The sequence below is a fragment of the Halomonas sp. TG39a genome (genome assembly GCF_000744395.1).
GTDB classification, from domain to species: domain Bacteria; phylum Pseudomonadota; class Gammaproteobacteria; order Pseudomonadales; family Halomonadaceae; genus Vreelandella; species Vreelandella ventosae_B.
On record NZ_JQLV01000001.1, the window covers coordinates 1,319,660 to 1,332,835 of the forward strand.

At 55.4% G+C, this 13,176-nt stretch carries 13 protein-coding genes; 10 read left to right on the top strand and 3 right to left on the bottom strand.

The features are described 5' to 3' along the window. Position 1: 1 nt before the first annotated feature. From U738_RS05720 to cysN, 4 genes are all read left to right on the top strand, one after another. Positions 2-448, top strand: a complete 447-nt coding sequence (locus U738_RS05720; RefSeq protein WP_035578163.1) for a DUF1249 domain-containing protein — start codon at positions 2-4, stop codon at positions 446-448. Then, on the top strand, positions 448-1,218 hold the full coding sequence (locus U738_RS05725; RefSeq protein WP_035578164.1) for a metallophosphoesterase: 771 nt from the start codon (positions 448-450) through the stop codon (positions 1,216-1,218). Before U738_RS05720 ends, U738_RS05725 begins: the two co-directional genes overlap by 1 nt. A gap of 175 nt (positions 1,219-1,393) precedes the next feature. After that, positions 1,394-2,371, top strand: a complete 978-nt coding sequence (gene cysD, locus U738_RS05730) for a sulfate adenylyltransferase subunit CysD (protein WP_081899041.1) — start codon at positions 1,394-1,396, stop codon at positions 2,369-2,371. A 1-nt stretch (position 2,372) separates the two neighbouring features. Then, positions 2,373-3,815, top strand: coding sequence for a sulfate adenylyltransferase subunit CysN (cysN, locus tag U738_RS05735; protein ID WP_035578166.1), 1,443 nt, complete (start codon positions 2,373-2,375; stop codon positions 3,813-3,815). A 68-nt stretch (positions 3,816-3,883) separates the two neighbouring features. Here the strand turns inward: cysN and U738_RS05740 are convergent, their stop codons facing one another. From U738_RS05740 to U738_RS05750, 3 genes are all read right to left on the bottom strand, one after another. Then, positions 3,884-4,693: a substrate-binding domain-containing protein gene (locus U738_RS05740; protein ID WP_035578168.1), complete on the bottom strand. Its 810-nt coding sequence runs from the start codon at positions 4,691-4,693 to the stop codon at positions 3,884-3,886. Positions 4,694-4,788: 95 nt separating this feature from the next. Then, positions 4,789-5,520, bottom strand: coding sequence for an ATP-binding cassette domain-containing protein (locus U738_RS05745; protein WP_035578170.1), 732 nt, complete (start codon positions 5,518-5,520; stop codon positions 4,789-4,791). Further along, on the bottom strand, positions 5,517-6,221 hold the full coding sequence (locus tag U738_RS05750; protein ID WP_035578172.1) for an ABC transporter permease: 705 nt from the start codon (positions 6,219-6,221) through the stop codon (positions 5,517-5,519). Before U738_RS05750 ends, U738_RS05745 begins: the two co-directional genes overlap by 4 nt. A gap of 136 nt (positions 6,222-6,357) precedes the next feature. On the opposite strand from U738_RS05750, the gene U738_RS05755 reads away from it, so the two are divergent. From U738_RS05755 to U738_RS05780, 6 genes are all read left to right on the top strand, one after another. Then, complete coding sequence (locus U738_RS05755) at positions 6,358-7,245, top strand: helix-turn-helix transcriptional regulator (RefSeq protein WP_035578174.1); 888 nt, start codon at positions 6,358-6,360, stop codon at positions 7,243-7,245. Between the two features lie 102 nt (positions 7,246-7,347). Continuing rightward, positions 7,348-7,911 carry a type 1 glutamine amidotransferase domain-containing protein gene (locus U738_RS05760; protein ID WP_035578175.1) on the top strand — a complete coding sequence of 188 codons (564 nt, stop codon included), beginning with the start codon at positions 7,348-7,350 and terminating at the stop codon, positions 7,909-7,911. Beyond that, positions 7,911-9,029 (top strand): App1 family protein, encoded by a 1,119-nt coding sequence (locus tag U738_RS05765; RefSeq protein WP_035578177.1) that lies wholly within the window; start codon positions 7,911-7,913, stop codon positions 9,027-9,029. Before U738_RS05760 ends, U738_RS05765 begins: the two co-directional genes overlap by 1 nt. 118 nt (positions 9,030-9,147) lie before the next feature. Continuing rightward, positions 9,148-9,822: a zinc metallopeptidase gene (locus tag U738_RS05770; protein WP_035578179.1), complete on the top strand. Its 675-nt coding sequence runs from the start codon at positions 9,148-9,150 to the stop codon at positions 9,820-9,822. Positions 9,823-10,093: 271 nt separating this feature from the next. Further along, a complete protein-coding gene (locus U738_RS05775; protein ID WP_235208635.1) occupies positions 10,094-12,238 on the top strand; it encodes a type VI secretion system Vgr family protein in 2,145 nt (714 codons plus the stop codon). A gap of 2 nt (positions 12,239-12,240) precedes the next feature. Continuing rightward, entirely contained in the window at positions 12,241-13,143 is a 903-nt protein-coding gene (locus U738_RS05780; RefSeq protein ID WP_144814615.1) for a hypothetical protein, read from the top strand. The last annotated feature ends 33 nt before the right edge of the window (positions 13,144-13,176 follow it).

Sequence of the window (13,176 nt, forward strand, 5' to 3'; positions counted from 1 at the left end):
CATGGCGAGAACGGCCTATGTCACCGATTTAAAATCGCTCCAAGGGGAGTGCAGCGCCAACTATTTACGTTTGGTGCGCCTGGTGGGCGATATGGAGACCGGCCAGCGCCGTGATATTGCCCTGCGCGGTAATAAACAGCATTTCGGCGATTTGCATCTCTATATTCAACAGCAGGCGCCTTACACCACTATGGTGGATGTTTCTCAGACCGGTCCGCTAGATACTGTTCTGGAAGGGCCGCGTATGCGGGTGCACCTCTATCACGATGTCCGTATGGCGGAAGTGACCGATTTTCAGCGCGAGCGCCACTTTAGTGGCCGCTACCGCTATCCCAATGCCCGCATGCATCAGCCCGATGAGAAGCTGCAGCTCAACCGTTTCCTAGGCGAGTGGCTGGCTCACGGCCTTGCCCACGGCCATACCGCTGATGTTCCGGAGATGCCCTAATGCGGGTGGTGCAGATTACCGACGCTCATCTCTATGCAGATACCCAAGCGCGCTCCCGAGCGGGCATCCCTTGGCGTCAGTTTCAGCAGGTATTAAGTGCCGTTGTTGCCGCCAAACCCGATCTTGTGCTGTTTACCGGTGATATCAGTCAGGATGAATCGGCCGCTTCTTATGCCTTGGCAGCTCAAGCGATGGAGCAATTGCCTTGCCCCTGGTACTGGCTGCCGGGTAACCACGACCAGCCCGAATTTATGGCTGCTGAGCGCCCGATGGTCGATCAAGTGGACGTGGGTGCGTGGCGTATAGTGCTGCTTAATACCCAGGTAGAAGGCAAGCCTTTTGGGGAGCTGGGAAGCGAGCGGCTAACCAAGCTTGCTGAGCAGCTAGAGAAGGACGATCGCCCCACGCTGATTGCCATGCACCATCCGCCGGTTGATGTAGGCGCGGTGTGGATGGATGCCATTGGGTTGCAAGATCGCGAAGCGTTTTGGCAGCTGCTAAGCAGGCACCCACAGGTCAAAATCATCGTGTTTGGTCACGCGCATCAAGCCTACGCCGAGCAGCATGTTTTGAGCGAAGGTACAGGTGAAGGCTTAGGCGAAACCACGATTGATGTGTATGGCTGCCCGGCGATGGCGGATCAGTTTCTACCCGGCGCCGAACAGTTCGCCATTGATGAAGCCTCTCGGCCTGGCTATCGCATTGTTGATTTGACCGGGAGCGATGCCCAACGAGGCGAGTGGCAGAGCTGGATTGAGCGCATCGATTAGAAGATTATCTCTGTTTCATTCTTGGATAGGTGATTTAGGAATAAAAAGATAGTTATTAATTCTTTTGGGTTATTATCAGCTTGGCGTTACCCTACCTGCATTCGAACGTACAATATTTAGAACGTACACTGTTTCTAGCTTGTGTGACGAGCATGTTTTTGTGAGGTAAGGGGCCATGACCCAATTGTCTACTATTTCTTCAAAGGAGCGGTCTTCAGCGCCACCGGGAGAGGCTTTTAACACCCCTGATGCTGCGCGTTTGACCCATCTCAAGCAGTTAGAAGCCGAGTCTATTCATATTATTCGTGAAGTCGCCGCGGAGTTCTCCAACCCGGTGATGATGTACTCCATTGGTAAAGACTCTTCGGTCATGCTGCATCTGGCGCGTAAAGCCTTTTACCCCGGTACGCCGCCATTCCCGCTGATGCATGTGGACACCACGTGGAAATTTCGCGAGATGATCGAGTTCCGCAACCGCATGGCGGCAGAGGCGGGGATGGAGCTGATCGTGCATACCAATGAAGAGGGGCGGGCAGCCAATATCAATCCCTTCGATCATGGCAGCGCCAAATACACCGATATCATGAAAACCCAAGCGCTCAAGCAGGCGCTGGATAAACATGGGTTTGATGCGGCCTTCGGCGGCGCCCGCCGTGATGAAGAGGCGTCCCGGGCCAAAGAGCGCGTCTACTCCTTCCGCGATAAGTATCACCGCTGGGATCCCAAGAATCAGCGCCCTGAGCTGTGGAATGTGTATAACGCCAAGGTCAATAAAGGCGAATCGATCCGCGTGTTTCCGCTCTCCAACTGGACCGAGCTGGATATCTGGCAGTACATCTACCTAGAGTCGATCCCTATCGTGCCGCTCTACTACTCGGCCAAGCGCCCGGTGGTCGAGCGCGACGGTATGCAAATTATGGTGGATGACGACCGCATGCCGTTGGCGCCTGGCGAAGTCCCGGAAGAGAAATCGGTGCGGTTTAGAACGCTGGGCTGCTACCCCTTAACCGGCGCTGTGGAATCCGAAGCCGCGACGCTGCCGGAAATTATTCAAGAGATGTTGCTGACCCGAACCAGCGAGCGTAGTGGCCGCGCCATTGATCGCGACCAAGTGGGCTCCATGGAGAAGAAAAAGCGCGAGGGGTACTTCTAATATGTCTCATCAATCCAATTTAATCGCCGATAATATCGAAGAGTACCTGCACGAGCACGAGAACAAGGATCTGCTGCGTTTTATTACCTGCGGTAGCGTCGACGACGGTAAGTCGACGCTGATTGGTCGCATGCTCCACGACTCGAAAATGATTTTTGAAGATCAGCTGGCGGCGATCACCCAGGCCTCTAAAACCAGTGGTACTACCGGTGATACGGTTGATCTGGCGCTATTGGTGGATGGCCTGCAGTCGGAGCGTGAGCAGGGCATTACCATCGATGTGGCATACCGCTTTTTCTCCACTGATAAGCGCAAGTTTATTATCGCCGATACGCCGGGGCACGAGCAGTACACCCGCAATATGGCCACTGGCGCTTCAACGGCCAGTTTGGCGATTATCCTGATCGATGCTCGCTACGGCGTGCAGACGCAAACGCGCCGACACAGTTTTATTGCCGATTTGCTGGGGATTCAGCACTTGTTGATTGCGGTCAACAAGATGGACCTGGTGGACTTCTCCGAGCAGCGCTTTAATGAGATAGTCGATGAGTACCGCGCTTTTGCCACTAACCTCCAAGCACCGGACATTCGCTTCGTGCCGATGTCGGCGCTGAATGGTGACAACGTGGTGAATCGCAGCGAGCAAACGCCCTGGTACTTTACCGATAGTTACCAGGGTAAAACGCTGATCGAGTTATTGGAAAGTGTCGAGATCACCCGCGATCAAAACCTTAGCGATCTGCGCTTGCCGGTGCAGTACGTCAACCGCCCGAACCTTGATTTCCGTGGTTATTGCGGCACCTTAGCCGCGGGTGTGTTGCGCCCAGGGCAAGCCGTTAAAGTGCTGCCATCGGGTAAAACGTCGCGGGTTGCACGGGTTGTTACTTATGATGGTGACCTTGACGCGGCGTATCCAGGTCAGGCGATCACGGTGACCTTGGAAGACGAGATCGATATCTCCCGTGGCGATTGGCTGGTGGCGGCGGATAGCGAGTTGCCGCTCTCCAACACCTTTAAAGCCGATATTGTCTGGATGCAGGAAGAGGCGTTAACCCCGGGTAAGCTATATGATTTCAAGCTAGCGACCCGCGATCTTTCCGGCCAGGTAAGCGCGATAGATTACCAAATCGACGTCAATACCTTGGAGAAACATGCCACGCATTCGCTGGGCTTAAATGCCATTGCCCGCTGCGACGTGGAGCTGACTGCTGCGATTCCTGTGGATGACTACCGCACCAGCCCGGGCACCGGCAGCTTTATTATTATTGATCGGCTGACCAATGTGACCGTAGGCGCGGGCATGATTCGCGGCACCGCAAGCGCCCCAGGCACTGCTTCAAACACCACTGATTGGGCGGCGTTTGAGCGTGACCTGAATGCCCTGGTGCGTAAGCATTTCCCCCACTGGGAAGCGAAAGATATTAGCGGCTTGTTTAACCGCTAAATATAATCGCTTAAAGCAAAACGGCACGCCTTCAAGGCGTGCCGTTACTATTTTGGGGGCTTGCAAGATTACTCAGCGTTAGGGAAAAACAGCTGCTGGCCATCCACTTCATAATCCGCAATCGCTTGCTGTCCCTGTTCAGACACCAGCCATTCGTGCCACTGGGCGGCGAGCTCATGCTTTAGGTGTGGGAAGCGCTCGGTTGAGAGCAGTAGGCTGCCGTACTGATTAAATAGCGCTTGATCGCCTTCAAACAGCAGGGTTAAGTCTTGCGGGTTGTCAAAGGCAACCCAGGTAGCGCGGTCGGTAAACGTATAGGCATCCATGCCCGCGGCGGTATTCAGCGTGGGGCCCATGCCGCTGCCCAGTTCACGGTACCACTCGCCCTGGGGCGTGATGCCCGCATCTTCCCACAAGCGCAGCTCAGCGCGGTTGGTGCCGCTATCGTCGCCCCGTGAAGCAAAGGGCGACTCGCTCTCGGCTATGCGTTGCATGGCATCGGTTACTGATTCACTGTCACTGATGCCAGCAGGATCATCGCTGGGGCCAACGATCACAAAATCGTTGTACATCACATTAAGGCGCTCGGTGGCGTAGCCATCGGCCACGAACTGCTCTTCACCCGCGGTGTCGTGAACCAGCAGGCTATCGGCATCGCCACGGCGGCCAATTTCAAACGCCTGGCCGGTGCCTACGGCCACTACGCGTACATCAATCCCTGTTGCTTCAGTGAAGGTAGGAATAATCGCGTCAAACAGGCCTGAGTTTTCGGTAGAAGTGGTCGACGCCAGGGTAATGTAGTCATCCGCTGCCAGCAGTGTGCCGCTCCAGGTCAGCCCTAGCGCGCCTGCGGTTAACCATGCGGTGGTCTTATTCATGTGATTGCTCCTTGATCGTTTGGCATTAATCATTTTTCTTCAGTGCTTTTGCTTCAGTACTTTTTCTTCATACCCAGGGTTCGCCCACTTTGGGACTACCAAACCAGCTCACCGCGAATAAACGCGCCTGCCTCACGAGAGGTGGGGGCGGTAAAAAAGTCGCTGGCGGAGGTGTGTTCAAGTAATTCGCCGTTATGCAAAAACAGCACGTCATTGGCTAAGCGGCGTGCTTGGTGCAAGTCGTGGGTGGTCATCACAATGCGCGTGCCGCTGTGATGAAACTCAAGCACCGCATCTTCAACGGCCTTAATGGCGGCGGGGTCGAGTGCCGAAGTGGGTTCATCTAAAAACAGCACCTGGGGATTGAGTAGCCAAGCCCGCGCCAGTGCTAAACGTTGCTGTTCGCCTCCAGAAAGCACCCGTGCTGGACGTTTGGCGAGATGCGCCAGGCCGAACTTCTCAAGGGCACTCATGGCCTGTGCTTTCCGGGTTAATGTTTTAGGTTCTGATCGCGACGCTTTGTTGATGGCTAACACATAGGTCAGATTATCCAGCGCCGAGCGGCGCAGCAGCACAGGGCGCTGGAAAACCATGGCTTGTGCGGGCGGTGCGCCTTGCCAACGAACCGTGCCGCTGGTAGGCGTTAATAGGCCGTGGGCCAGGCGCATAAGCAGGCTTTTGCCCGCGCCGTTGGGGCCCATAATTAGCGTTCGCTGGCAGCCCGCCAGACGCAGTGAGGTGGGCTTAAGCAGCGTATGGCCGCGATGGATAAAGCCCACGTTGTCTAACTCAAGAGTGGCGACGGGAGGCATGTGGTGTGCGTTCATCCCAGCCGCCTCTTCGATGTTTCGCCGATTATATGGGCGATAGCGTTAATCATGGTGACCAGGACAAGTAGAATAATCCCCAACCCTAGTGCTATGGGTAGGTTGCCCTTGCTGGTTTCCAGCACAATGCTGGTGGTCATGACGCGGGTAACGCCATCGATATTGCCGCCGACAATCATCACCGCGCCAACCTCGGCGCTGGCACGGCCAAAGCCGGCAAGAATCACCGTGAGGAGCCCAAAGCGCGCATCCCAAAGCAGGGTGGGGATCATGCGAAAGCGTGTTAGCCCTAGTGAGTTCAGCTGTTCAGCATACTCACTGTGAAGCGCTTCAACTTGCTGGCGGGTGAGGGCGGCAATAATCGGGAGTACCAGGATGACCTGGGCGATCACCATCGCCGTCGGCGTAAATAGCAGCCCCCATTCGCCCAGTGGACCCGCGCGTGAAAGCAGTAGGTACACGCAAAGCCCGGCGACGACAGGCGGTAAGCCCATTAAGGCATTAAGGGCAACAATGACGATGTTACGCCCGGGAAAGCACCATAGCGCCAGAGCCGCGCCTAAGGGGAGGGCTATCAGGCTGGCAATCATCACCGCCATTAGCGATACCTGCAGCGATAGCGCCACGATGGAAATTAACGCGCTATCCATACTCAGGATTAGTGCGAGGGCGGTACTAAAGGGGTTGTCACTGGTTAGCATTGAGCATCGGCGTCATTATTATGTGATATTGAGCATAATGTACTGAAAAGTGACTTAATGCACTTGAGGCTGAAATTAGTGCAGCCTTATGCAGTAAATTGTTTATTGCTTATACTCAGCGGAGGGGCTCATTGTGATGGCTGAACAATATGCTTACCTGACCACCGCAGAAGTCGCTGACTATTTGCGCTTAAAAGAGCGCAAAGTCTACGACCTGGTGCGCCAAGGCCAGATCCCCTGTAGTCGGGTAACGGGAAAGCTGCTGTTTCCCCGTCAACAGATTGATTTATGGGTGCTGAGCCATTTGGAGGGCGATCAGGCGCAGCGTTTATCGGTACCACTGGTCGTCGCGGGGAGCCAGGATCCGCTGCTGGAGTGGTCGATTCGAGAGAGTGGCTCTGACTTGGCGATGCTCTGCCAGGGCAGTGGCGATGGTGTACGGCGCTTGATTGATGGCAAGGCGATGCTGGCGGGTATTCACCTCCTAGATGCTTCATCCCAACGCTACAACGAGCCCAGCCTGCTCGGTTTAAGCGGCATGCGTGACCTGTTGATAGTGCACTGGGCCAAACGTCGCCAGGGGCTGCTCTTACCCGTTGATAACCCGCTGAAAATCACCGGGCTGAGCGATTTAAAGCGGCCCGATGTTCGCGTGGCGCACCGCCAGCCAGATGCGGGGGCAGCAAGGCTGCTGAGCTGTTTGCTACAGCAAGCAGGGATAGAGAGCTCGGCGCTTAACTGGGCGCCGCACGCATCCTTAAGTGAAGATGATTTGGCACTCAGTATTGGTCAGGGCGAGGCCGATGTGGGTCTGGGCGTTGAAGCCGCCGCCCATCGCCAGCAATTGGGCTTCATTCCACTCTGCGACGAGCCGTTTGATTTAATTATGCAGCGGCGCAGCTATTTCGAACCTGCCTTGCAGCGGTTGTTGGCTTTCACGCAACAAGCGCGCTTTGCCGAGAGGGCTGCCATGCTAGGTGGCTATGATATCGGAGAGGCCGGAAAAATTGTCTATAACGCTTAAGGCACTCGCTTACATCGTTAGCAGGTTAGCTTGACGCTGTTACTGTATGCGCCACAATGGTGGAGCGTTACTAACGCAAATCATCACGAAAAGGAGAGCATGATGAAACAAGCATTAAACGGTAAACGCGTGGCGATTTTAGCCGCCGATGGTTTTGAAGAGTCTGAACTGAGTGTGCCGCGCGCTGCTCTGCAAAAAGAGGGTGTTGAGGTTCACGTAGTGACCCCGGAAGGCAAAGGAATTCGCGCGTGGGCGGAAACCGACTGGGGCGACACTTATGAAGCTGATAAAGCCCTTGCTGATGCCAGTGAGTCTGATTACCACGCACTGGTACTTCCAGGTGGCTTATTCAATCCCGATGCATTGCGCATTAACGACGATGCCCTGAACTTCGTAAAGGCGTTTTTCAAGACAGGCAAGCCTGTCGCGGCTATTTGCCATGCCCCCTGGATTTTAATTAACGCGGGTGTGGTTGAAGGCCGTCGCATGACCTCCGTGCCAAGCGTTGCACAAGATTTACGCAATGCCGGCGTTGAATGGGTCGACGAGCCGGTTGTTGTGGATAGCGGACTCGTGACTAGCCGTACGCCGAAAGACTTGGATGCCTTTAATGCCAAGTTACTTGAAGAGCTGCAGGAAGGACGTCACTCCGGCCAGCACGCTTGATGGCGCTAATTCGTCAGTGGGCAAGCTTTGTAAAAAGGCTTGTCCACGTCATCGCCAAACCCATTAAAGGAGACAGTAGCCGCGGTGGCATGGTGGTGCACCCTTACCGCGGCTATGGCTCCCAGCGTGAAGTATTTGTCATGGGCCGGGTGTTTCGCCAAGCTGCGCTAGGTCGAGCCATCCCACGCCATGGCATGTTGCGAGATACGGCAGATGTGGCGCGGCGAATTTTGCGCCGCGGGTTGGCCGATGCACAGGTAGAAATTCATATCGGCGAAAATCAGCTCTGCGTGGGTACGGATCGCGATGGCTATTTCGACGTGCATTTGCCGATTAGTCACACGCTACCCATTGATGTCTCCTGGCACCGCGCCGATATTGTGGTGCATTGCCCCAATCAAACGCCAGTGCGTACTCACGTAGAAGTTTACATACCGCCCCCCGAAGCCGATTTGCTGGTGATCAGTGATATCGATGACACCGTGATGTTTACCGGCGTGGCGGAAAAGCTCAAAATGCTGTATCGCTTATTTGTTAAAAAACCCCATCGCCGCACCGCTTTTCCCGGTGTAGCATCGCTTTATCAGGCGCTGCATCGTGGCGTGAGTGAACGCGCCGAACGGCCTATTTTGTATGTCTCCCGGGGGCCCTGGGCCATTTATGAAATGCTCGAAACCTTTTTTCAGATCAATCGCATTCCTGTCGGGCCGATTATTTTTTTACGCGAGTGGGGCATCTCTTTGCGCCGCCCGTGGCCGCGCCGTGCCGAAGAGCATAAGCGCGATCTGATTGATCGCATGTTGACCCTCTACAACGAGCTGCCGTGCATACTGATTGGCGACAGCGGTCAGCACGATCCAGAAGTGTATATCGAGATCGTCAAGGCCTACCCAAACCGTATTAAAGCTATCTATATACGTCGGGTGGATAAAAATCCCAAGCGCGAGCAGGCGATTCAGCGCCTGCGCGATGAGTTAGTAGGTACCCAATGTGAGTTGGTGTTAGCCGCTGATAGCGTGCTGATTGCCGAACACGCCCACGCCCAGGGCGATATCTCTGCTCACGGCTTGCAGGCGGTTCAGCGCGACGTAGAAGAGCACCGCAACCATCCTACCTAACTCATACCTGTATAACGCTGTTGCCAAGTCAGTCCCCATGGTAAAACAGCCCTTCGGGCTATGAGTAAATAGTTGCGTGTGGCTATTTACCTACGTTTGCTTATCAACAGGGGCTGCCATGGTTGTTCTGCTGATCATTTTTGCGCTGGCGGTTTTTGTGCTCCCCAATGTGTGGGCCAAATGGGTACTCAAACGCCACACCCGCGGTCGTGACGACTACCCCGGTACAGGGGCCGAGTTGGCCGATCATTTGCTGCGTCGGTTGGGCATTGAGGGCGCAAGCGTAGAGCGCACCGAGTTTGGCGATCATTACGACCCCGAAACACGTTGCGTGAGGCTCTCCCCGGACAACTATGATGGCCGTTCGCTAACTGCCGTCACCGTGGCCGCTCATGAGGTCGGTCACGCTATTCAGCATCATCAGGGCTACGCGCCACTGCTGGCGCGCAGCCGGTTAGTCGGCGTCGCTCAAAAAGCCGAAAAACTCGGCGCTCTATTGATGATGGCCGCGCCTTTTCTTTTTCTATTGACCCGTTTGCCAGGTGGCCTGGCGATCGTGGTTGCCATGGCGGTCATCAGCTTTGGCACGGCGGCGTTGGTGCATTTGGTGACCCTACCTGTAGAGTTCGATGCCAGCTTTAATCGCGCACTGCCGCTGCTAAAAGAGTATGTGCCACCCTACGATATGCCCGGTGCCCGGCATGTACTCACCGCCTGCGCCTTCACCTACGTAGCCGCCTCGCTCGCCAGCGTCATGAATTTGGGCCGTTGGCTGGTGATTTTGCGGCGGTAAGTGTGTATTGCATCTTTGTTGCTGAATTCAGGTTTTCAGTGCCACTGATGACTACAAAGCTATAGCTCAATGTTGGTCTGCTATTGCTAAAAAGCACTACTAAGTGAGGGAGTGCTGAGATTTCTGTAAGCCATCGCTTAAAGTTTTGTAAGAGATCTCTTACATGCGTGTAAGAGATCTCTGTGACTTGCCCTGCAAGGGTTGCGCTTCGCTTTTGGCTCGCTATGCTGAGCGTTTCTCATTAGCGAATGATGGTCCAGGGAGCGGCATTATGTCTGACAGGATGGGGGCGGATAAGACAGGCCTTCAATTCACCCTAACGCTACCGGGGGTGGATGACGTGGCGGTGATTGACTTCACCTACCATGAAGCGCTCTCCCAGCCTTTCGAGCTGGCGCTCAACCTTGCCAGCCGCGATGGCAGCCTGGACGCCGCGGAGCTGCTGGATCGTGAGGCAGAACTGACTATTTGGCAGGATGGCGAACCGCTGCGCCGAGTGCACGGTATCGTTAGTGAATTTGGCCAGGGCGACCGCGGCCATCGCCGTACCTTCTACTCGCTGGGGCTGCGCCCAGCGTTCTGGCGGCTTTCGCTGCGTCAGAACTCGCGTATTTTCCAAAAGGTCGACCCGCTCACCATCATTAATACCCTGTGCGATGAGCGGGGTATTACCGATGTTGGATTTGCGGTAAACCGCGACCTAGCCGAGCGTGAGTACTGCGTCCAGTACCGTGAAACCGACCTCACCTTTATCGAGCGCCTGGCCGCCGAAGAGGGCCTGTTTTACTTCCATGAATTTGCAGAGGGTAGCCATCGGCTGATCTTCGCCGATGACCCGCAGGTACTGACCAACCTCGGCGAACGCACTTACCACAGCCGTGCAGGCGGCACCGCCCCCAGCCGCCATGTGCGCAAACTCAGCCATACTGCCCGTGTTGCGACCGCGTCCGCCACGCTGAAAGACTATAGCTTTAAAAACCCCGCCTATGCACAGCTGCACGACTACCAGGGCCGAGGTGTAGAAGCTAGTGGGCAGCAAGCTGACTACGAGCATTACGACTACCCCGGTCGCTATAAGCAGGACGCCTCTGGCGAGCCGTTTGCCCGCATTCGCCTGGAGCAGCTGCGCCGGGAAGCGATCACCGCCAGCGCCGAAAGCGACCTTCCCGAACTGGCCCCCGGCCTGCGCTTTGCTCTGACTAATCATGACACCGACAGTCTAAACCGCGACTGGCAAGCCATTGAAGTGAGACACTTTGGTGAGCAACCCCAGGCGCTGGAAGAGGACGGGATGACCGCTTCTGACAGCGCTGGGATGACCCGTTATCACAATCAGGTCACGCTGATCCCCGGAGATGCCCCCTGGCGAGCCACGCCTAATCCCAAGCCCCGCGTCGATGGGCCCCAGGTGGCTTTTGTCGTGGGCCCCGAAGGCGAAGAGATCCACTGCGACGAGCACGGCCGGGTGAAAGTGCAGTTCCCCTGGGATCGCTACGCCGAACCTAATGAAACGGCGAGCTGCTGGGTGCGTGTTGCCCAAGGCTGGGCAGGTGGCGGCTATGGCAGTATCGCCATTCCGCGTATTGGTCATGAAGTGATTATCTCGTTTTTAGAGGGTGACCCAGATCAGCCGCTGGTTACCGGGCGTACCTACCACGCGGTGAATACGGCGCCTTACCCGCTGCCGGAACACAAAACCCGCACCGTCATCCGTACCCAAAGCCACAAGGCCGAAGGCTTCAACGAACTGCGCTTTGAAGACGAAGCGGGCGAAGAGCAAATTTGGCTCCACGCCCAGAAAGACCTGGACCTGTTAACACTTAACGACCGCACCGAAGAGATCCGCCGCGACAGCCATCTCAAGGTGCACAATGACCGCATCAGCGAGATTGATAACGACGATCACCACACGGTGCATAACAACCGCCATACCCAAGTCGATGGTGACGACCACCTGAGAATCGACGGCACCCGCCATGAAAAAGTTGGCCAGGCGCAGCTGATGGAAGCGGGGCAGGAAGTGCATCAAAAATCAGGCAGCAAAACGGTGATCGATGCCGGAGCAGAGATCACCCTCAAAGCCGGGGGCAGCTTCGTAAAACTTGATCTTAGCGGCATTACCATCGTTGGTGCTCAGGTCAAGTTCAACTCTGGGGGTAGCCCCGGCTTGGGGAGTGGACAGGCGGTCTTAGACCCTTTGCGGCCTAGTGGCAGTGAAAGTGACGCTGGTAGCTATAACCAAGCCTTTGTCGCTAAATGGAGCGGTACGAATATACCTGCCGCCAATATGCGCTATCGCATTACCGATGCGCAGGGTGGCGTCGTAAAAGAAGGGCGCACTAATGAACTGGGTGAAACCGAGCTCACCGAAAGCGACGTACCTGGCCGCTTGCATATCGATATCTTAGGAGTCTAAGGGTGTCTACGAATGATGATGTTCTAGGTGCTGCTGATGCGGCCTATACCCCCACCGATGACACACAGCCTGTCACCGTTAATCTTCATGTCTGTAACAAGCAGGTGCCACCCGCCAATGAGGCCTTTTTAGGCAACTGCGAGTGGTATTATCGTCCTCTTCACGATGAGTTTATTGATAAAAGCGGCGTTGCAAGCTGGGAAGCTCTTAAAGCCTGGGCCACCACCTGGAACCCTTTTGACAATGTTGACGTATTCCTCCGTTTTCTAGCTAACCGGGATGAAATTATTGCACCCGATAGCGCCCATTCTCACTGGTCGCGGCACGCCAATTTTATGATGCGCCATATTGGCTGCGGGCATCTGCCACCGGGTTATTACATCAGCTACGGATATTACTACTGTTATACCTATGGGGAGCGACTTCAACCTCGTTTAAGCGATGCTGGGAAAGGGTGGTTAGCAGAAGCGCGATATTTGCTACAGAAGAATATAGAAACTGGTCTTGAAGACAATATGGATGGCGATTACATCTCTGTGGTCTGCCGCCGCTACCCCAACCGCAGCGTTCAGATGGAAGTCACCCAGTATGAGCTGGAAGTCGATCCCATCACCTTCAAAACTTTTGCTTTCAATACCCATGTACCTGCCTATCTTGATGCGGGCCTTGCTGATTTACCGATCACCGACCTGATGCGAATTGGCACCCAGCCCAATGCTGAAGAGTGGTTGGATGGCGAGACGTGGAAGCAGGCTTGGGACAGCGCTGTTGAAGTCGGCTGGGACAAAGCTAACAGTGCCAAGGATGCTGTCTCAAGCCGAGCACAAGCGGCGGCCGAGGCGGCGAATGAGGGTCTCAGTGCTGTGGAGCAGGCGCTTTCGCGGCTGATGAATCATATACGCTAGGAGCCACTATGCGCCGATATCAGTGGGCAGCAG